Annotated in this window: 15 protein-coding genes and 3 tRNA genes; 8 read left to right on the top strand and 10 right to left on the bottom strand. The window is 62.6% G+C overall.

The window, feature by feature from the left end; translation table 11 throughout:
• The first annotated feature begins 4 nt into the window (after positions 1-4).
• The 5 genes from ACO6VM_RS04595 to ACO6VM_RS04615 are packed head-to-tail and all read left to right on the top strand — an operon-like array spanning position 5 to position 3,804.
• Positions 5-688 carry a hypothetical protein gene (locus ACO6VM_RS04595; protein WP_422402819.1) on the top strand — a complete coding sequence of 228 codons (684 nt, stop codon included), beginning with the start codon at positions 5-7 and terminating at the stop codon, positions 686-688.
• The gene (locus ACO6VM_RS04600; protein WP_422402820.1) at positions 688-1,605 is read left to right on the top strand and encodes a hypothetical protein; all 918 of its coding nucleotides are present in this window, start codon (positions 688-690) and stop codon (positions 1,603-1,605) included. The genes ACO6VM_RS04595 and ACO6VM_RS04600 overlap by 1 nt, the downstream gene beginning before the upstream one ends.
• Positions 1,602-2,153, top strand: a complete 552-nt coding sequence (locus ACO6VM_RS04605; protein ID WP_422402821.1) for a DNA-binding protein — start codon at positions 1,602-1,604, stop codon at positions 2,151-2,153. Before ACO6VM_RS04600 ends, ACO6VM_RS04605 begins: the two co-directional genes overlap by 4 nt.
• Entirely contained in the window at positions 2,150-2,860 is a 711-nt protein-coding gene (locus ACO6VM_RS04610; protein WP_422402822.1) for a hypothetical protein, read from the top strand. Before ACO6VM_RS04605 ends, ACO6VM_RS04610 begins: the two co-directional genes overlap by 4 nt.
• Positions 2,833-3,804 (top strand): hypothetical protein, encoded by a 972-nt coding sequence (locus ACO6VM_RS04615; protein WP_422402823.1) that lies wholly within the window; start codon positions 2,833-2,835, stop codon positions 3,802-3,804. Before ACO6VM_RS04610 ends, ACO6VM_RS04615 begins: the two co-directional genes overlap by 28 nt.
• 827 nt (positions 3,805-4,631) lie before the next feature.
• On the opposite strand, the gene ACO6VM_RS04620 is transcribed toward ACO6VM_RS04615, so the two are convergent.
• On the bottom strand, positions 4,632-4,928 hold the full coding sequence (locus tag ACO6VM_RS04620) for a hypothetical protein (protein ID WP_422402824.1): 297 nt from the start codon (positions 4,926-4,928) through the stop codon (positions 4,632-4,634).
• Positions 4,929-4,941: 13 nt separating this feature from the next.
• On the bottom strand, positions 4,942-5,172 hold the full coding sequence (locus tag ACO6VM_RS04625) for a hypothetical protein (RefSeq protein WP_422402825.1): 231 nt from the start codon (positions 5,170-5,172) through the stop codon (positions 4,942-4,944).
• A 602-nt stretch (positions 5,173-5,774) separates the two neighbouring features.
• Here ACO6VM_RS04625 and ACO6VM_RS04630 point away from each other — a divergent pair.
• Positions 5,775-6,569, top strand: a complete 795-nt coding sequence (locus ACO6VM_RS04630; protein WP_422402826.1) for a DNA adenine methylase — start codon at positions 5,775-5,777, stop codon at positions 6,567-6,569.
• Positions 6,570-6,901: 332 nt separating this feature from the next.
• Positions 6,902-8,812 (top strand): potassium transporter Kup, encoded by a 1,911-nt coding sequence (locus tag ACO6VM_RS04635; RefSeq protein ID WP_422402827.1) that lies wholly within the window; start codon positions 6,902-6,904, stop codon positions 8,810-8,812.
• 36 nt (positions 8,813-8,848) lie between these two features.
• On the opposite strand, the gene ACO6VM_RS04640 is transcribed toward ACO6VM_RS04635, so the two are convergent.
• From ACO6VM_RS04640 to ACO6VM_RS04660, 5 genes are all read right to left on the bottom strand, one after another.
• Complete coding sequence (locus tag ACO6VM_RS04640; protein ID WP_401056664.1) at positions 8,849-10,141, bottom strand: virulence factor family protein; 1,293 nt, start codon at positions 10,139-10,141, stop codon at positions 8,849-8,851.
• Entirely contained in the window at positions 10,141-12,783 is a 2,643-nt protein-coding gene (gene mprF, locus ACO6VM_RS04645) for a bifunctional lysylphosphatidylglycerol flippase/synthetase MprF (protein WP_401056662.1), read from the bottom strand. Before mprF ends, ACO6VM_RS04640 begins: the two co-directional genes overlap by 1 nt.
• A gap of 264 nt (positions 12,784-13,047) precedes the next feature.
• Positions 13,048-13,124: transfer RNA gene (locus ACO6VM_RS04650), tRNA-Met, on the bottom strand.
• A gap of 131 nt (positions 13,125-13,255) precedes the next feature.
• Positions 13,256-13,332 (bottom strand) — tRNA-Met (locus ACO6VM_RS04655).
• 135 nt (positions 13,333-13,467) lie between these two features.
• Positions 13,468-13,544: transfer RNA gene (locus ACO6VM_RS04660), tRNA-Met, on the bottom strand.
• A gap of 210 nt (positions 13,545-13,754) precedes the next feature.
• On the opposite strand from ACO6VM_RS04660, the gene dinB reads away from it, so the two are divergent.
• Positions 13,755-14,813, top strand: coding sequence for a DNA polymerase IV (gene dinB / locus ACO6VM_RS04665; RefSeq protein ID WP_347148786.1), 1,059 nt, complete (start codon positions 13,755-13,757; stop codon positions 14,811-14,813).
• A gap of 46 nt (positions 14,814-14,859) precedes the next feature.
• Here dinB and ACO6VM_RS04670 read toward each other — a convergent pair whose 3' ends face one another.
• From ACO6VM_RS04670 to ACO6VM_RS04680, 3 genes are all read right to left on the bottom strand, one after another.
• A complete protein-coding gene (locus ACO6VM_RS04670) occupies positions 14,860-15,813 on the bottom strand; it encodes a hypothetical protein (RefSeq protein ID WP_401056660.1) in 954 nt (317 codons plus the stop codon).
• 21 nt (positions 15,814-15,834) lie between these two features.
• Positions 15,835-17,550, bottom strand: coding sequence for a proline--tRNA ligase (locus tag ACO6VM_RS04675; protein WP_232880555.1), 1,716 nt, complete (start codon positions 17,548-17,550; stop codon positions 15,835-15,837).
• 156 nt (positions 17,551-17,706) lie between these two features.
• Entirely contained in the window at positions 17,707-18,987 is a 1,281-nt protein-coding gene (locus ACO6VM_RS04680; protein ID WP_401056658.1) for an OprD family porin, read from the bottom strand.
• Positions 18,988-19,157: the final 170 nt, after the last annotated feature.

Here is a 19,157-nt window from a genome sequence, read left to right on the forward strand (position 1 = left end):
GACCATGAAAATCTATCAACAAGATCCATCGGGGGCCTTGATCGGTCCGGTCGAGCTGCCACCAGTGCCTGGGGGCGGGCTGCTCATTCCGTTTGGCTTCCTGCGCCTCGAGCAGGCGCTGCCCGACCCCACCCCGGGCAGCACCTGGTCGATCGCCAACGGCGAGGCGCAGTTGGTCGAGGATCATCGGGGGCAGGTCTACGACACCCAGACCGGCGCCCCGATCGACTGGCGCGAACTGGGGCCACTGCCGGAGGGTGTGACCCTGCAGCCGCGTCCGTCTGAATTGCATCGCTGGCAGGACGGGCAGTGGGCCGTTGACCTGCAGGCGCTGCACACGCTGAAAGCTGCTGCCATCAATCAGGCCTGCGAAGCGGCGATCACCGCTGGCTTCCTGTCGTCCGCGCTGGGTAGCCCCTACACCTATGGGAGCCAGCTCGAGGACCAGTTGAACCTGACCGGTGCGGTGCTGCGCGGCTTGGAGATGGACTACCCCTGCCGGGATGACCAGGGCGTGAAGGCCTACCGCCTGCACACGCTCGAGCAGCTGAGCCAGGTCAGCGCCGACTTCACCCTGTTCAAGCTGCAGCTGCTGCAGCGCGCCGACGAGTTGAAACACCAGCTCGACCAGGCGCTGCTCGCCGGCGATGCGGATGCACTGGAGTCGATCGCCTGGAGAGGTGTGTGATGTCCTGGTCGCCGATCACCATGCGCTGGCCCGAGCAGTCCACCCAGTGGATGGGGGCTCTATCAGAAGCCAAGGATCTGGCCGGTGGCGAGCTGGCCAGCGCAGGCGAACGGCTGGCCGGCCTGGGCGACGTGGCCACCAACCCGGGGCCGGTGGGCGCCGCCGCCCAGGAAGCGGTGGCGGCTGGCCGGGCGGCCCTGGCCAGCCAGTTAGGCCAGGCGCCGGCTTGCCTGACTGTCACCCCGTTCCAAAGTGGCATTGGCCAGGGCCGCGGGCATCAAAAGTACCTGTCAGCCCCAAACCTGCTGCAGCAGCTGGCCAGCAAGCTGACCGATAGCAGCGACAGTGCACGGCCTGCAGGCGAACAGTACGCCCTGGCCGTGATGTTCCTGGGCACCCGCTACGACCAGTTCGCCGCGACGCTGGCCCGCTTCAACGCCCTGCTGCCGATCCCTGACCTGGTGCGCACCGAGCGCCGTGCCAGCCACCTGTCCGTGCTCGAGCAGGAGAAGTGGGTAATCCCCAGCGCCGGCGCACTGCCACGTTGGGGCACCTTGCCATTGGAGCGCTGCACAGTGGTGAAGGCCGCGAAGCGCTCCATGGCCGGGCAGATCGCCATGCTGGAGAGCTACGCCGACAGTTCGCCGATGGGCGAGCTGGCTGGTCTGGCTGCCCGCAAGGCGCAGCAGCAGCTGGCCCGCGACCAGCAGCTGACCGACCTGCAGGCCCAGCTCGCCAACGGCCAGGCCGATGCCAGCATGCGGGCGCGCCTGATCGGTCCAGGCGTGGCCCAGGACCTGCGCCGGGATCTGCTCCAGGGCGATGCCCCGGGGCATGAGTGGGTGCTGTCCGCCGGCGTGCTCCTGGTAGGCCCGCTCGAGGGGCTGAGTTTCGTGCGCGAGTTGATGGGCCTATGACGCTGCTGCTTGATGGGCAAAAGGTCCAGGGTAAGCGGATGAAGGTCACCGCGAACCTGCGCATCGAGGCAGAGGATATGTCGGGGCAGACCAGCGGAACCGAGAAGGCACACAAGGGCTTCAAGCCCAAGACCCTGACCGTTTCGCTCATGATCCCGTACAAGGACAAAGCCAACCTGCGCGACCTGATGCGGCTGGCCGAGGCCACTGCCGGCGGCGGTGAGCTGAAGACCTACCGCGTCGTGAACGACACCGCCGAGGCCTTCGGGATCCGCCAGGTGCAGTTCGCCGAAGGGGTGAGCGCCCGCGAGGACGACACCCTTGCCCAGTGGGTGGTCCAGTTCACCCTGTCCGAGAAGCTGTCCAACCCCGAGCGGGTGGAAAGCCGGCGCAAGGCCAACGGCACAACCGCGCAATCCGCCCCGGGGCAGGCCGTGGGTAGTGGCGCCGGCGGCGGTGGGAGTGATGGCAGCGGCTCCGATCAGGGCCTGACCGGCTTCGAATCCGTGCTCAAGCGCGTAGACGACTACATCGGTGGCACCCCATGAGCATGAAGCTCCACAAGATCCTGACCGTCGCCGGCACGGCGCTACCGCTGATCCAGGACGAGGTTCGCCTGCAGCTGAAACACCCTGGACGGGCTTCGTTCACGGTCCAGGCCGGCGCCCCGGTGAAGGGCCTGGTAACGCTGGACATCGGCTACAACGAACGCCAGCTGCAGCGCCACTTTATCGGCTACGTCGAGCGCAGCACCGCCGTAAATGGCAAGCAGCAGATCCTGTTCTGCCGCGAGCTGACCACCGTGCTCGAGGCGCCGCTGCCGCTCAACCTACGGCACGTCAGCCTGCAGGCTGTGCTCGAGGAGATCAGCCAGAAGACCGGGCTGCGCTTCCGCGTGCCGGCGCAGGCCTACGCCCAGGTGAGGGCGCCGTACTTCTACAGCCTCGGCGGCGGCTACCAGGCCATGGACAACCTGGCCAAGGTGTTCAGCGTGCCCGACTTCATCTGGCAGCAGCAGGGCGACGGCGAGGTATTCGTGGGCAGCTGGGCGGACAGCTTCTTTGGCACACGGTCGCCGCTGCAGCTGCCGATCGAGCTGTTCGAAGGCTACCAGGGCAACCAAAGCGCGACGATCTCGGCCCTTCCCGGGCTGCGACCAGGCGCAACGATCAACCAGGGCGAGCGGATCACGAACGTGACGCTGGCCGGCAACCAGATGGGCATCCGATGGACAACGCAATCAAACGCAGCGTAGAGCGCCAGTTTCCCGAACTCACCGGCGGCTACCACCTGCCGCGTTTTGGCCGCGTGGTTGCGGTACCGGATGCGCCGGCCACGTCGAGCCTGTGCGATGACTTCCGCCCGCGCTTCGCCGTCGACGTGCAGATCCTGCTGCCGGACGGTGAGCCCGACCCAAACCTGCCGGTCCTGACCGGGCTGTCGTTGCCGGCGCCGATGGGTGGGCAGGAGGCGGGCATGTTCGGCTTTCCCGAGGAGGGCACCACCGTGGTAGTGGGCTTCGCCTATGGCCTTCCGCACAAACCCTTCATCCAGCAGATCCTGGCCCACGGGCTGAGCCTGCCCCGGGTACCGAAAGGCGACCAGGTCTGGCAGCACAGCGAGGCCTGCCAGCAGCGCGTCGACGCGGACGGCAATTGGCTGCGCCAGACTGACGGCAAGATTCAGGACAAGGCGATCGAGCGCGAGGTGGAGGCCCTGGAGAACACCGAGCAGTACCAGAGCCACACCTGCAGCGTGGATGACCATTCCACCGAGTCGGTGGGCGGAGTGAAGAAGATCGAGGCCCTGGGCGCGCTTAAGCTGCTGTCGGGGGGTACCGCGAGCCTGGCAGCGATCGACGACCTTCACCTGGGGACGAGCCGCGACCTGAACCTGGTGGTCGGGCAGACGCTCAACGCGACGATCAGCGGTGACTTCCAAGAGCGGATCGACGGCCTACGTGCGAGCGTGGTGGGCAAGAGCCAGCGCCTGCAGGCGCCGAAGACGTGGCTGGGATCGGAGGGGGTCAACGTGCTCCAGGTGCTGTGCGATCTGCTCGACCTGGTGCAGGAGATGAACGCCCAGTTGGCGGGCCACACCCATGGGCCAACGCCGGTACCGAGCAATGCGGCTGCGTTCGCGCAAGCTGGTGCATCGGCGTTGGTGCTCTCCACCCAAATGAAGCTAATTACGCTTTGAGCGCGAGGCCAGTCGATCGTGGTTAGGGTTGAGATTTTGTTAACATTTTGTATTCCGGTAATACGCCCGGTGACACTAAACATATCGTTTTGATAGCATTTTCCCCAAATGCAGTTATCAACTTGATGTTTTTTGAGCAAGCCGAGGGCTTATTGATTTTACCCTTAAAGGTAAACTGAGGTAGTTATTAACGGTGTCCCTCAGCGGCAACTTGTCCGGCCGGCCAAGCTTTGTAGCGGCCGGCCGTATTCAAATTGTTACAAGGCGTGTATTCGTCGGCGTATCTTTGGCCACATACGCGCACCCCGGCGATCCGTTGAATCATCGGTGATTGCCGAGGTTTTGATAGTGGCCACTGGCTGGCCGGCCGCCCGAAAAAGGAAAGGCCCGCGCATGGCGGGCCTTTGATGGCTCTGTGACTGACCTTCACAACCGAAAAAGTCGTGGTATTCTCGCCACAACCGCTGAGCCAAGGTGCATCTTCAAACGTGAGAAATTTGAGGCTATCTGCACCTGGCGGGGTCGTCAACCGGATCTAACGGTGGTCTAACGCCTTAGATACCATCAAGATTGATGTTTTTTGAGCAGGAATATTTGGGCTCAATACATCTTTTTTGATCATGGTAACGGTTGGTTCAGCGGGAGATCATCCATGGATGGAACCTCTAAGCTGATAAAGGCAAACGCTATGAAGAGGTTTGTTGAGCGTTATCTACCTGAATGGGTCGTTCGATGTTTGAAGGCGATCTACTTATTACTTGTTGGTGCTTATCACATCACTGATAAGTGGGGTAGCTAAAAGGAACAGGGGCTTCGGCCCCTGTTTTTTATTCCATACGACACCACCAGGACTGCGCATAGGCGCATCCGTCGATTACCTCGAACCCACTCAGCACGAAGCCCAGCGTGGCCATGCCCGACAGCCTTGCATCATGCAGTGGCGGCAGAGGGTGATCCTGCATACCTGGGCCAGCTGCCCCTTCGGCAAGGTTGGTCGCTCTGCCCATCCGTGCATCCTGCACACAAGTTACCCGCACGTCGCCTTTCACTGCACGCCCCTGCCGGCGCTCTTGAGGCGTAAGGTCAATGCCGCGTTGCCGCATCGGCGTAATGAGCATGTGCATAGCCTCTGCACCTTCACCAATGTTCGGCAGATGCCGACTCATGTGCATACACCAATGCTTCGTCTGCCAGCTCCAGCATCTCGGCCAGTGTCCCGGCGTCGACCGCATGGGCATCGCGCAGCGCGTACGCCTGGTGCAGCAGATCCCGGTGGTGTTTCGTTGGCTCTTGGATCAGCGCATCGATGTCCTGGAGCAGGTGGTACCACTCTGGGAGGGTTATCCGTTTGGTTTGTTGTGCGAGCATGAGGCACCCGTGACAAGTACTGTATGCGTATACAGTAGTTGAAAACGGGCCAGCGGTACAGGGGGAGGGCGACCAGGTGCGGGTCTCGGTGCGTGGAAAAATCTCGGCGGCAAAAAAAATCGGTCGAGAAAATCACTTATCCCCCTCCCGCCGACGCGCTTTTCGTCGTGAATAAGTGAAAACCGCCGGTGGGGTGCAATACAAGCTGCAGGCCGCGCCGTCTGCGGGGTCTCGCAAGGGAGCGGCCATTTCACATTGTGAAAGAAAATGACAGGTTGTGCAGGCGCGGTTGCATAGTGCAGTGGGGACGTAGCAACTAGGAGGGGCGGCTGTAGGCCACGGAATCCGTGGGGTGTACCGGAAAAAAGAACGCTTTCGGAAGGTTTTCGAAAATCGTCCGGGTCATAAAACAGCCCGAAAGCTAAGGGAAGTCCTGGGCTCACCCAATCTACATAACCCGCGTGGGCTGGGGGCTACAGGGGAACCAGCTCGATGTGCAGCTTTTCACTCCCTAACCTCAATTCTAGGAGACGTGGTCATGGTTCGTCGTGATGGTTTTAGTATGATTCTACTGGTTATCTATCCAGTATTGAGTAAACCTTATGTCTGCACCAATCATCCCCTGGATGGGCGGTAAACGCCGTCTGGCCGACCGCTTGATCCCCCTCTTTCCCCCACATGAATGCTATGTCGAAGTCTTCGCTGGCGGCGGCGCGCTGTACTTCATGCGTCCTCAAGCGGCACCGGTGGAGGTGCTCAACGACCTCAACGGTGACCTAGTCACCCTTTATCGTGTTGTGCAGAACCACCTCGAGGAGTTCGTCCGCCAGTTCAAGTGGGCGCTCAGCTCCCGACAGATCTTCGAATGGCAGAAGATGACCCGCCCCGAGACGCTCACGGACATCCAACGCGCAGCCCGGTTCTTCTACCTGCAGCAGCACGCCTTCGGCGGCAAGGTCGCCGGGCAGACGTTCGGTACCGCCACCACCGGGCCGGCCATCAACCTGCTGCGCATCGAGGAGAACCTCTCGGCGGCCTGGCAACGACTCGCCGGTACTTACGTCGAAAACCTAGCCTGGCTCGACTGCGCCGAGCGCTACGATCGAGCGCACACGTTCCACTACATGGACCCACCGTATTGGCAGACTGCGGGCTATGGGAATGACTTTCCGTTCGAAGAGTACGAGCGGATGGCTGACTTCATGAGGCGCTGTAAGGGGAAGGTGATGGTCAGTATCAACGACCACCCTGATATTCGGGCAGTGTTTGACGGATTCCATTTCGAGACGCTGAGCATTCGCTACAGCAACGGTAACCAGCGAGAGGGGAAGGCAGAATTGAGTGGCGAGTTGGTGATAATGAACTGGGAACCAGCAGAATTAGGGGGGTTGTTCTGAATGCAGGTCAAGGGTGTTTCGAATGTATATTTTGACTTTCGTTAGGGCAACCCAGGGAAACGAAGCCGACCTTAGGGGTGGCGGGAGTGGTGGACATGGCTAACCTCGGTATTGAATACAGGTCGCCCGGCCGGTAACGGGGGCGATCCTGGCGGGCGTTTTACGCGCCTCTGATCAAAAAGTGCGCAATTCTAGCGAGCGCAAGGTCGCTTGACCAGCAGAAATACGACGAACGCTGCGCTATGCTTCGCGCCGTTGCGCGGGGGCCTACGGGATGCCCCGACGCTGATGTGAATTCAATCGGTCTAACAGGCCTTCTGCGGGAGTGGTCGATGGTTCAGGCAAGCAGTCACGCCGAGGGCGGGCACGAGGGTAAGCAGGACGCGACGCGGTCGCTGGGCCTGCTCGTGGCAGCTGTTGGGGTGGTCTATGGCGATATCGGCACCAGCCCGCTGTACACCCTCAAAGAGGTCTTCACCGGCGGTTATGGCGTACCGGTCAACCACGATGGGGTGCTGGGCATCCTGTCGTTGATTCTCTGGTCGCTGCTGTGGGTGGTGTCGTTCAAGTACGTGATGTTCATCCTGCGCGCCGACAACCAGGGCGAGGGCGGCACCATGGCGCTGACGGCGCTGGCGCGGCGGGCCACGGCCAGCCATCCGAAGCTGCGCGCGTTGATGGTCATCTGCGGCCTGATCGGCGCCTCGCTGTTCTATGGCGACAGCATGATCACCCCGGCGGTGTCGGTGCTGTCGGCGGTGGAGGGCATGGGCCTGGCGTTCGACGGCATCGACCACTGGGTGGTGCCCATCTCGCTGGTGGTGCTGGTGGCGCTGTTCCTGGTGCAGAAGCACGGCACCGAGACGATCGGCAAGCTGTTCGGCCCGATCATGGTCACCTGGTTCCTGGTGCTGGGGGCACTCGGCGTGCATGGCATCTCGCAGAGCCCGGAAGTGCTCAAGGCCTTCAACCCGGGCTGGGCGTTGAATTTCTTCATCGTTCATCCGGGCATGGGCGTGGCGATCCTCGGCGCCGTGGTGCTGGCGCTGACCGGTGCCGAGGCGCTGTATGCCGACATGGGCCACTTCGGCCGCAAGCCGATCGCCCGTGCCTGGTTCATCCTGGTGCTGCCGGCGCTGGTGCTCAACTATTTTGGCCAGGGGGCGATGCTGCTGCAGAACCCCGAAGCCGCCCGTAACCCCTTCTACCTGCTGGCACCGAGCTGGGCACTGCTGCCGTTGGTGGGCCTGGCTACCATGGCCACGGTGATCGCCTCGCAGGCGGTCATCTCGGGTGCCTTTTCCCTGACCCGCCAGGCCATCCAGCTCGGCTATATCCCACGCATGCAGATCCAGCACACCTCCAGCGACGAGCAGGGTCAGATCTACATCGGTGCGGTGAACTGGACACTGATGGTCGGCGTGGTGCTGCTGGTGATCGGCTTCGAGTCGTCCGGCGCCCTGGCTGCGGCCTATGGAGTGGCGGTGACCGGCACCATGTTGATGACCACCATCCTGGTGTCGGCGGTGATGCTGCTGCTGTGGAAGTGGCCACCGGTGCTGGCGGTGCCGATTCTGGTGGGCTTCCTGTTCGTCGACGGGCTGTTCTTTGCCGCCAACGTGCCGAAGATCGTCCAGGGCGGTGCTTTCCCGGTATTGGCGGGGATCGTGCTGTTCGTGCTGATGAGCACCTGGAAGCGTGGCAAGCAGATCCTGGTCGAGCGCATCGACGAAGGCGCGTTGCCGCTGCCGCTGTTCATCGCCAGCATCCGTGTGCAACCACCGCACCGGGTCGAGGGCACAGCGGTGTTCCTCACCGCGCGATCGGACGCCGTGCCCCACGCGCTGTTGCACAACATGCTGCACAACCAGGTGCTGCACAGCCAGGTGGTGCTGTTGACGGTCGTCAGCGAGGACCAGCCGCGGGTGCCGGAGAGCGAACGTTTCGAAGTGGAGGCCTATGGCGACGGGTTCTTCCGGGTGCTGCTGCACTTTGGTTTCATGGATGAGCCTGACGTGCCGGCGGCGTTGAAACTGTGCCATCTGGACCAGTTGGATTTCAGCCCGATGCGCACCACGTATTTCCTCAGCCGCGAGACGGTGATTGCATCGCGACTGGAGGGGATGTCGCGCTGGCGCAGCAACCTGTTCGCATTCCTGCTCAAGAACGCCAACGGTAACCTGCGCTTCTTCAACCTGCCGTTGAACCGGGTGATCGAGCTGGGAACCCAGGTCGAGATCTAGAAACAGTTAGGGGCCGCATAGCGGCCCCTTTTCACATCATTTTTCAGCGACGCTGGACTTCCCCTGGCGGGTCTCGATCTCGTTGATCAGGCGCTTGGCCAGTGCCGGGTAGTTCTCGTCGAAGTGGTGGCCGCCGGGCAGCTTCATGCGTTCACCCACGGCTGTCTTGTCGGTGCAGCCGCTTTCGTCGGTTTCCTCGACACCATACACGCAGACCACCTTGGCGGCGGGCAGCTTGGCCATCTCCAGCCCGGTAGGGGCTTCCTGGCCTTCCTTGCCCAACCAGCCCTCGACCTCGATCTCGAAGCTGCCGCTGCGGGCGAAGGCCAGCAGGATCACCGCATCGACGCGCTTCTGGTCTTCTTCGGGCAGGCGGTTGTAGATGGCGGGCAGTACGTCGGCGCCGAACGAGTAGCCGGTCAGCACGAAACGTTTGGTGCCCCATTTCTGGCGGTAGTGCTGCATCAGCTCGGACAGGTCGGCGGCGCTTTGCTCCGGCGTCTTGTGCTGCCAGTAGTAGCGCAGGGTGTCGATACCCACCACCGGGAAGCCGAGCTTGGCCATCTCGCCGGCGACGTCGCGGTCCAGGTCGCGCCAGCCACCGTCGCCCGAGAGGAACAGGGTGACGGTGTCCGTGGTCTGCCCGGCCGGGACTTCGACTACCGGGATCGCCAGGGCGTTGCCGTCCTGGCCGACCAGGGCTTGGGTGAGCTGGGCCTTGAGTACCTGGGGCAGGTGGATGTCGTAGTCGGCAATGCTGGTCTCGGCGTTGGCCTGGTCGCGCACGAAGGCGGCACTGGCATCGTCCGGGTTGTCGTTCCAGGCCACGTTCCAGTGGCCGTGGGCGGCGGATTTGGGCAATTCAACCTGGCAGCCTGGTTGTTCAAGGGTGAAGTCCACCGAGATGGCGCGGGCCTTGTCATCGCTCTGTGTGGCCAGCCAGCGCCAGGCCTGGGCGGCGCCGGGGCCGATGCCGGCGACCACGGTGGGTTTGTCGGACAACTGCGCCAGTGCCTCATTCATGGCCGCCTGCTGTTTGCCGCAGTCGGCCGGTGGCAGGATCACCTGCACCAGTTGAGCTTCGCCGGCCTGGCTCAGGTCCAGCAGTTGCTTGTCGCTCAGGGCTTGCTCCTGCGGCACGCCAATGGCTACCCGGGCCTTGGCATGTACGCCAGGGGTGGCTCGGGTCAGGCTGCTGCCGTCGCCCAGGGTCAGGTGGTCCAGGCGCGCTTCTGGGGCAGGGCGGGTCCACAGCCAGAATGCTGCAGCGCCGGCCAGGGCGGCCAGTAGCAGGGGAATCAGTACGTACAGCCAATAGCGTCGGATCATCAACGTTTCACCAATCCAGTCAGGCCACCAGCGATCAGGGCGGCGGTATCAGCCAGTGCCACCAGCGGGTCGAGCCCGGCCGGCACGGCCATGTAACGGGGTTCCCAGTCCGGCTGGAACTTGTCCTTGAAGCGCCGCAGGCCCTGGAAGTTGTACAGCTGCTCGCCACGCTGGAACACCATCGAACCCAGGCGCTGGGTCAAGGGTGCACCGCGCCGCGGCTGCAAGCCGGAAAGGGGGACCATCCCCAGGCTGAAACGGCCATAGTCATGGCTCTTGTAGTGAAGGATCAGGCCAACCATCATGAATTCCATGGTCAGCTTCGGCGCGTCCGGGTGGGCGCGCATCAGGTCCAGGCTGGCCAGCTCGTTGCTGTGGGTCTCCAGCAGGTTGGCAAAGGCCACCGGGCGGCCCTGAAAACGAATCAGCGCAATGCGAAAGTGCTGCAGGTATTCAGGGCTGAAGCGGCCGAGCGAGAAGCCTTTCTCGCGCACGTTCTTGCCTTCGAGCCAGGCGTCGGAGATTTCCTTGAGCTCGGCCAGCGGCGCTTGGCCGGGCTCGTGCACCTCAAGGCTCAGGCCGTCGCGCCCACCGCGGTTCCAGGTGTAGCGCAGGTCCTTCATTTCCTTGCCCTTGGCTTCGAGGTCGAAGCGGCGCAGGTCGACCCGGGCTTCTTCGCCCAGCTTGATCGCGGTCAGGCCGATGTCCATGTAGAACGGCAGGTTCTCCGCGCGCACCTGGTAGAACACCGGGCGGGCGTGGTGCAGGTCGCACAGGTCGCGGAACTGCCAGATCATCTCGGCGCGTTCCTGGGCCGGCCCGATCGGGTCGTACAACGCCACCAGGCTGCGGCCACGGCGGGCGTACATGAGGAAGGCGTTGTCGCTGGGATGGAACAGCAGGGCCTTGTCGCCGGTCAGCGCCAGGCCACCGTCGGGCTGGTCCGAGGCCAGCAGGATGCGGTTGGCGCGTTGCAGTTCGTCTTCGGTGGGCAGGTGGATCACCGGGCGCGCGGTGCGCAGCAGCCAGGTCAGGGAGACGATCACCAGCAGTACGGCGCTGCCCATGGCTGCGCGCAGGCCGCGTGGGGCATCGGCATCAAGGGTGAACTGCCACCACAGTTTGTGGGTGTAGGGTACGTCCTGGTAGGCGAACAGCAGCAGCCAGATCGACGCACCGACCACGCAGGCGCTGGCCACCAGGTACACCGGCGAGAACGGCAGCTCGAGCAGCCTGCTGGGGCGATAGAACGAACGGCGGAACAGTGCCAGCAGGGCAGCGGTGAGGCACATGAGCGTGGCCTCTTCCCAATCGAAGCCCTTGAGCAGCGACAGGACTGCGCCTGCCAGCAGCAGCACGGTGGTCAGTAGCCAGGCGGCTGACAGGCGGCGGCGCAGGCCCTGGGCCAGCAGCAGGCACAGCACGCCGATGAGGCTGGCGCCGAAGTGCGACGCATCGATCAGCCGGTGCGGAATCAGGAAGCCCATGTGTTCCAGGCGGCTGTCGATCTCGGGGGTGGCGCCGGAGAACAGCAGCACCACACCGGAGAGGAACACCAGGATTGCCAGTACCGGTGCAGCCAGCCCGGAAGCCGCGCGGATGGCTTGTTGGGCGAACAGCAGGCGGCGCGCTTCATTGGCCAGCAGCAGTACGCACGCCATAAGCAGCGGCAGCACAACGTAGATGAGTCGGTACAGCAGCAGTGCGGCGGCCAGTGGTGCGGCGCCCAGCTGGTTGGCAAAGGCGGCCAGCAGGATTGCCTCGAATACACCGACACCGCCGGGTACGTGGCTCAGTACACCGGCAGCCAGTGCCAGCAGGTAGACCAATACAAAGGCACCGAATGGTGGCGCTTCCGGCAGCAGCAGGTACAGCACGGTGGCGGCGGCGGCTACGTCCAGCGCGGTGATCAGCAGTTGCAGGCCCGCCAGGCGAGCGCTTGGCAGGCGCAGGGTGCGGCGGCCGAACTGAACCAGCAGGCTGTCCTTGAGCGGTTGCTCTGCCAGGCGGCGACGGTACAGGCCCATGACCAACGCAACGGTCAGGCCCAGTACTGCCACGGCAATCCCGCCCAGCAGCGGCGCGGGCAGGCGCAGTGCAGTGGCAGCGGCCGGCAGATCGCTGAGGGTGGCCAGGGCCGCCAGCGGTGGCAGCGCACAGCCCAGCGACAGGCTGGCGAACACGGTCATGCGTGCGACTTCGGCAGCGCTCAGGCCCTGGCGGGCATAAAGGCGATAACGTACCGAGCCACCGGAGAGCATCGACAGGCCGATGGCATTACCGATTGCGAAGGCGCTGAAACCACCTAGCACCAGGGTTCGCGGCGGCAACTGCACCGCCGCGAACCGGCTGGCCGACCATTCGTAGCCCAGCAGGATCAGGAAGCCGACTGCAGTAGCCAGCAGCGCCCCCAGCAAAGCGTTGGACGGCACGCTGAGCATGGCGTCATGCAGCGCGTAGATGTCCAGCTCGCTCAGCAGGTGCCGGCAGGCAATCAGGCCCATGGTGAACAGCACCAGGGTCAGCGCGAGGCCCAAGGGTTGGCGGTACTTGCTCAGGCGTTCCAGCCAGGGCAGGCGTTGCGCAGCCGTAGGCAAGGCCGCAGTCAGCGGTGCCTGGGTTTCGGGGGTGGGGGCGGTCATGGGTTACCCCGTGCGATCAGCGCGAGGTGCAAGCGAGCTACGGCCAAGTGAAAATCCCTTTGGAAAAACGTGTCCAGATATTACTCCGGCCCATGTAGTTAATCTGTTTCAGGATAGTTAAAGATAGTTCATTCAGCTATGTGGATTAGCCGCGGGGCGAGGCGGGGGGGCGCACTGCGCCTGGTCTGCGTGGCTCAATGCGATGGGCCGGAATGCAACAAGCCCCGCGCTATCTTTCGATAGGCGGGGCTTGTTCTGACGATATGGTTGCGGGAGCCGGATTTGAACCGACGACCTTCGGGTTATGAGCCCGACGAGCTACCAGGCTGCTCCATCCCGCGTCAGTGGTGCGCATTCTACCGATTAGTGAATGGCTGTCAAGCACAAATACTTGATTTGTTTGAGTTTTTTTAAATGCCCGGGCGTGGGCAATAAAAAAGGCCACTGTAAAAACAGTGGCCTTTCTAGAATCTGGTTGCGGGAGCCGGATTTGAACCGACGACCTTCGGGTTATGAGCCCGACGAGCTACCAGGCTGCTCCATCCCGCGTCAGAGGGGCGCATTCTACGGATTATCCGAATGCTGTCAAGCTTTAATGCTCAATAGTCTTTACGGCTTATCCGAAATGCTTTTCAGGGATCAATAAAAAAGGCCACTGTCGAAACAGTGGCCTTTTCTTTAATCTGGTTGCGGGAGCCGGATTTGAACCGACGACCTTCGGGTTATGAGCCCGACGAGCTACCAGGCTGCTCCATCCCGCGCCTGTGAGATCGAATTCTACGGAATTCCTTCCCGATGTCAAGTTTTAAATCAAAAAAACCTTTCCCGTTCAGACTCTTAGCGTGCCAGATCGGTGGCTGACCCAGTGTTGACGGGGGTTCCAGGCCGATTGTCGTGTACACCCTGTCTCCGTTCATGGGGCTTGGGGTAATATCTGTATGAATTTACAGTACTGGCTGTCGTCCATGTCCTTGCGCAAGATCATTCATGTTGACTGTGACTGCTTCTACGCCGCCATCGAGATGCGTGACGACCCGCGCCTGGTGGGGCGCCCCATGGCGGTGGGCGGGCAGCCAGGGCAGCGTGGGGTGATTGCCACCTGCAATTATGAGGCGCGGGCCTATGGCGTGCGCTCGGCGATGTCCTCGGGGCATGCCATGAAGCTGTGCCCGGATCTGCAGATCGTCAAGCCTCGCTTCGAGGCCTACCGTGAAGCGTCGCGCGAGATACACGCTATCTTCCGTGACTACACCGAGCTGATCGAGCCCTTGTCGCTGGACGAGGCTTATCTGGATGTCAGTGACAGCCAGTGGTTTGCCGGCAGTGCCACGCGCATTGCCGAAGATATCCGCAGGCGTGTCGCGCAGCAGTTGCACATCACGGTTTCTGCCGGGGTGGCGCCCAACAAGTTCCTGGCCAAGATTGCCAGTGACTGGCGCAAGCCCAACGGCCTGTTCGTGATTACCCCGGATCAGGTGGAGGCGTTCGTCGCCGCGCTGCCGGTCGCTCGTCTGCACGGGGTGGGCAAAGTCACGGCGGACAAGCTGTCGCGGCTGGGCATTGATACCTGCCTATCCTTGCGTGATTGGTCGCGCCTGGCATTGGTCCGTGAATTCGGTAGTTTCGGTGAGCGACTGTGGGGGCTGGCGCGGGGTATCGATGAGCGTGCGGTGCAAAATGACAGCCGTCGCCAGTCGGTCAGCGTGGAAAACACCTACGATCATGATCTGCCGGACCTGGCCAGTTGCCTGGAAAAACTCCCCGACCTGCTGGCCAGCCTGAACGAGCGTATTGCCCGGATGGACAGCAGCTACCGGCCCGACAAGCCTTTCGTCAAGGTGAAGTTCCATGACTTCAGCCAAACCACCCTGGAGCAGGCAGGGGCAGGGCGTGACCTTGAGAGTTACCGGCAGTTGCTCAGCCAGGCGTTCGCGCGCGGGGGCAAGCCTGTGCGCTTACTGGGCGTAGGGGTGAGGTTGCGTGATCTGCGCGGCGCCCATGAGCAGCTGGAGCTGTTCGAAGACACATAAAGAAGGGGCGCGATGTGCGCCCCTTGCTGTTACTGCGTCAAACTATTCACTGCGCGCCAGGGTCGGCGACCAGGCGGCCGGTTTCCTTGGTCAACGTCTTGAGGAAGTCCTGCTGCAGTTCCGGATCGTTGCGAGTCAGCTCGATCAGGCTCTGCTCCAGCTCGCTGGCTTCTTCTTCCAGGCCCAGCTCCGAGAGGCGCTTGACCCGATGTACCCACTGGCCGACATCGTCGTCTTCGAGGTCATCGAAGATCAGCTCGTGTGCTTCCAGCAGCTTGCCACGCAGGCTGCCGCTTACCAGCAGGCTGGCATCGCCACGCACGCCGTTGTCCTCGTCGACAACCTGCAAGTGCAGGGTGCCTACGTGCTTGAGGTTCTGCTCGGAGAACGGGCTGTCGAGCAGGTTCAGGCGTAGAACACCGTTCTTGTCGGTGGTCAGCTCGTGGGTCATCTTGCCGGCCTTGACCTCGACCAGGCGCTCGTTCCAGGGCACGCTGGTGAACTCTTCGCGCTTGCCCTTCTCGACTTCGCTGATGCCGGCCAGGTTCTGTTGCGCCCGGCCGTTGGACGGCGTGTTCATGAAGGGGTTGAGCCCGGCCACGCCATAGCTGAGCCAGTCGTGGGTCATGCTCTCGGGCAGGTTGCCCAGGGCGAACACGTTGGCCACGTTGGCGCCGATACCGGCAACCACCGCAACCGCACCCAGCGGGATCTCGTAGACCTCCCGCCAAGGCTGGTAGGGCGTGTAGCGGTCGTATCGGCGGGTCACCTCGAATTCGGTGACCTCGAAGCGCTGCTGTTCGTGAATGCGCACGCGCCGTTGCGGAAGCTCCATGACCTTGGGCTCGCCGACATCGATCTGCAGACTGTGTTCGAGCAGCTTGCGCTCGACGCGCTCTTCATGGTCGCTGCGCTGGGGCATCTGGTTGGCGCAACCGCTGAGGAGCAGGGCGCCGCACAGTGCGGCGCCCCCCAGGGTGTAGGTACTTCGCTTGGACATGATCACTCGCGCAACGGTTTATCAGCGGCGGATACGGGCCTGCAGGAAGCTCAGCACTTCATTGAGCGGCAACGCCTGGGCGTCTTGCTCGGTGCGGTGCTTGTATTCCAGGTTGCCTTCAGCCAGGCCGCGATCGCTGACGACGATGCGGTGCGGGATACCGATCAGCTCCATGTCGGCGAACTTGATGCCGGGGCTGGTCTTCTTGTCGCGGTCGTCCAGCAGTACTTCGAAACCGGCGGCGGTCAGTTCGGCGTACAGCTTGTCGGTGGCTTCGCGTACCACGTCGGTTTCGTAGCGCAGCGGTACCAGGGCGATCTGGAAGGGTGCCAGGGCGTCGTTCCAGATGATGCCCTTGTCGTCGTAGCTCTGCTCGATGGCAGCGGCGACCACGCGGGATACGCCGATGCCGTAGCAACCCATCGACAGCACCACCGGCTTGCCGTTTTCACCCAGTACCTGGCACTTGAGTGCCTCGCTGTACTTGGTGCCGAGCTGGAAGATGTGGCCGACTTCGATGCCGCGCTTGATGACCAGGGTGCCTTGGCCGTCCGGGCTTGGGTCGCCTTCGACGACGTTGCGCAGGTCGGCGACTTGTGGAACCGGCAGGTCACGCTCCCAGTTCACGCCGAAGTAGTGCTTGTCGTCGATGTTGGCACCGATGCCGAAGTCGCTCATCAGGGCGACCGAACGGTCGATGATGCATTCCAGCGGCAGGTTCAGCGGGCCGAGGGAGCCAGCGCCGGCACCAATGGCGTCGCGCAGTTCGGCTTCGCTGGCCATGACCAGCGGCTCGGCAACCTGTTCCAGCTTGGTGGCCTTGATTTCGTTGAGTTCGTGGTCGCCACGGACGATCAGGGCGATCAGCTTGCCCTCTTCGGCACCATGCACGATCAGGGTCTTGACGGTCTTCTCGATCGCCAGGCCGAAGTTTTCCACCAGTTGCGCAATGGTCTTGGCGTCTGGGGTGTCGACCAGGCGCAGTTCTTCGGTTGGGGCCGGGCGCACGGTTTCGCGTGGGATGGCCTCGGCCTTCTCGATGTTGGCGGCGTAGTCGGAGCTGTCGCTGAAGATCACGTCGTCTTCACCGGAAGAGGCGAGCACGTGGAATTCGTGGGAGTAGCTGCCACCGATGGAGCCGGTGTCGGCCTGCACCGGACGGAAGTCCAGGCCCAGGCGGGTAAAGATGTTGCTGTAGGCCAGGTGCATGCGGTCGTAGGTTTCCTGCAGGGAAGCCTGGTCGGCATGGAAGGAGTAGGCGTCCTTCATGATGAACTCGCGGCCACGCATCAGGCCGAAGCGCGGACGGATCTCGTCACGGAACTTGGTCTGGATCTGGTACATGTTCAGCGGCAGCTGCTTGTAGCTCGACAGCTCGTTGCGCGCGAGGTCGGTGATCACCTCCTCGTGGGTCGGGCCGACGCAGAAGTCGCGGTTGTGGCGGTCCTTCAGGCGCAGCAGCTCTGGGCCGTACTGTTCCCAGCGGCCGGATTCCTGCCACAGCTCGGCGGGCTGGATGCTTGGCATCAGCACTTCGAGGGCACCGGCGGCGTTCATTTCCTCGCGGACCACGGCCTCGACCTTGCGCATCACCCGCAGGCCCATCGGCAGCCAGGTGTAGAGGCCGGAGGCCAGCTTGCGGATCATGCCGGCACGCAGCATGAGCTGGTGGCTGATGACCACGGCATCTGCCGGGGTTTCTTTTTGGGTGGCGAGCAAATATTGACTGGTGCGCATGGTGAGCCGTGTCGATTGCCTGAATGTGAAATGACCCCGCATTGTACGGGGGCGAGACGAAAGCGTACAGAATGCAGCAGTCGTGCGGTTGTGTCAGCCATGAAAAAGCCCGGCCTAGGCCGGGCTTTTCATTCGCGAAGCGTTGCAAGCACAGGCTTACAGGATGCTCAGCGGGTACTCGACGATCAGGCGCAGTTCGTCGATCGAGCTCGAACCGTAGTACACGCCATCGCTGGAGCGGTAGGTGGCTTGACGGACGCGGAAGCTCAGGTCTTTAGCCGGGCCTTCCTGCAGCACGTACTTGATGTCTACGTCGCGTTCCCATTCCTTGCCGTTGTTGGTGCCAGTGACGTTGGCGCCGGTACCGCGGACATAACGGGTCATGAACGACAGGCCTGGAATGCCGTACTCGGCGAAGTTCAGGTCGTAGCGAGCCTGCCAGGATTTTTCGTCTTCGGCGTTGAAGTCGGAACGGGCAATGGAGTTGGCCAGGAAGATGGTGCCGCCGCCGTCCACGCCGTAGGCGTAGTCGCCGTCACCGGTGACCTTCTGGTAGGCCAGGGTGAAGGTGTGGGCGCCGATGTTGTAGGCGCCGGACAGGCTGAATGCACGGTTGTCCAGTTTGTCGCCGTCGAAGGCCTTGACCAGGGCAGCGCCGTCGCTCTTGGTGTCATAGATGTTGAAGTCGAACACCAGGCCTTGCTTGTCGGAGATCGGCAGCGCCCAGTTGATGTTGGCGTAGTACTTGCGCCAGTAGTCTTCAACGTTGGAGTAGTACAGGCTGGTGCTCAGGGTATCGGTAAGGGCGTAGGTACCGCCGATTACGTCAGCTTCCTTGAGGTGCAGGCTGTCACGGTTGGTCTCGGCTTGCGCGGTCAGGCTGGTGAAGCGACCGGCGTGCAGGGTCAGGCCTTTGATCTCGTTGCTGGTGATCAGGCCGCCCTGGGCGATCTCTGGCAGCAAGCGGCTGTCGTCGGTGGCGAAGACCGGCAGTGCGGTGAACTGGTCGCCGACCTTCAGCACGGTGTCGGATACGCGGAATTTGACCGCGCCGCCGCCTTTCGAGTAGTCATCCTGCGAGCGGCCGTCGGTGCCGGTCGGGAACAGGCCGGTGCCGGCGCGGCCTTTGCCGCTGTCCAGTTTCAGGCCCAGCATGCCGATGGCGTCGACGCCGACACCGACGGTGCCTTGGGTGAAGCCGGACTCGTAGGTACCCAGGAAGCCCAGGCCGGTTTCTTCAACGCGGCTCTGACGGCTGCCGTCGGCGGCGCGGTCGTTGTTGCGGAAGTCACGGCTGAAATACAGCATCCGAGTCTTGACGTTGAGCTTGCTGTCCTCGAGGAAGCCCTTGGACTCATCCTGCGAAGAGGCGACAGCAAACTGCGAGGTCCCTGCTGCTACTGCCAGGGCGATCATGCTCCACTTCATCACGCGCATCGTGATTTGCTCCTTTGGTTTTTAGGAAGAGTACCGCTGCGCCCAGGTTTTTTAGTTATAGGGGCAGCTCTTTCTTTTTATGTCGGCGAAAATGTATATCACGCTGACTATTCTTGGCGATACGGGCAAAAACAACCTTTCGATAACTTTATGGCCGTGTCGCGTACAGT

It is taken from the genome of Pseudomonas sp. GZD-209 (assembly GCF_049310485.1).
Lineage (GTDB): Bacteria > Pseudomonadota > Gammaproteobacteria > Pseudomonadales > Pseudomonadaceae > Aquipseudomonas > Aquipseudomonas sichuanensis.

What these genes read in the sequence shown, in the direction of transcription:
- ACO6VM_RS04635 (WP_422402827.1), top strand. Translation starts at nt 6,902, where the DNA reads ATGGTTCAGGCAAGCAGTCACGCCGAGGGCGGGCACGAGGGTAAGCAG.
- ACO6VM_RS04625 (WP_422402825.1), bottom strand. Translation starts at nt 5,172, where the DNA reads ATGCTCGCACAACAAACCAAACGGATAACCCTCCCAGAGTGGTACCAC.
- ACO6VM_RS04620 (WP_422402824.1), bottom strand. Translation starts at nt 4,928, where the DNA reads ATGCACATGCTCATTACGCCGATGCGGCAACGCGGCATTGACCTTACG.
- mprF (WP_401056662.1), bottom strand. Translation starts at nt 12,783, where the DNA reads ATGACCGCCCCCACCCCCGAAACCCAGGCACCGCTGACTGCGGCCTTG.
- ACO6VM_RS04680 (WP_401056658.1), bottom strand. Translation starts at nt 18,987, where the DNA reads ATGCGCGTGATGAAGTGGAGCATGATCGCCCTGGCAGTAGCAGCAGGG.
- ACO6VM_RS04675 (WP_232880555.1), bottom strand. Translation starts at nt 17,550, where the DNA reads ATGCGCACCAGTCAATATTTGCTCGCCACCCAAAAAGAAACCCCGGCA.
- ACO6VM_RS04615 (WP_422402823.1), top strand. Translation starts at nt 2,833, where the DNA reads ATGGACAACGCAATCAAACGCAGCGTAGAGCGCCAGTTTCCCGAACTC.
- ACO6VM_RS04640 (WP_401056664.1), bottom strand. Translation starts at nt 10,141, where the DNA reads ATGATCCGACGCTATTGGCTGTACGTACTGATTCCCCTGCTACTGGCC.
- ACO6VM_RS04600 (WP_422402820.1), top strand. Translation starts at nt 688, where the DNA reads ATGTCCTGGTCGCCGATCACCATGCGCTGGCCCGAGCAGTCCACCCAG.
- ACO6VM_RS04630 (WP_422402826.1), top strand. Translation starts at nt 5,775, where the DNA reads ATGTCTGCACCAATCATCCCCTGGATGGGCGGTAAACGCCGTCTGGCC.
- ACO6VM_RS04670 (WP_401056660.1), bottom strand. Translation starts at nt 15,813, where the DNA reads ATGTCCAAGCGAAGTACCTACACCCTGGGGGGCGCCGCACTGTGCGGC.
- ACO6VM_RS04610 (WP_422402822.1), top strand. Translation starts at nt 2,150, where the DNA reads ATGAGCATGAAGCTCCACAAGATCCTGACCGTCGCCGGCACGGCGCTA.
- ACO6VM_RS04595 (WP_422402819.1), top strand. Translation starts at nt 5, where the DNA reads ATGAAAATCTATCAACAAGATCCATCGGGGGCCTTGATCGGTCCGGTC.
- ACO6VM_RS04605 (WP_422402821.1), top strand. Translation starts at nt 1,602, where the DNA reads ATGACGCTGCTGCTTGATGGGCAAAAGGTCCAGGGTAAGCGGATGAAG.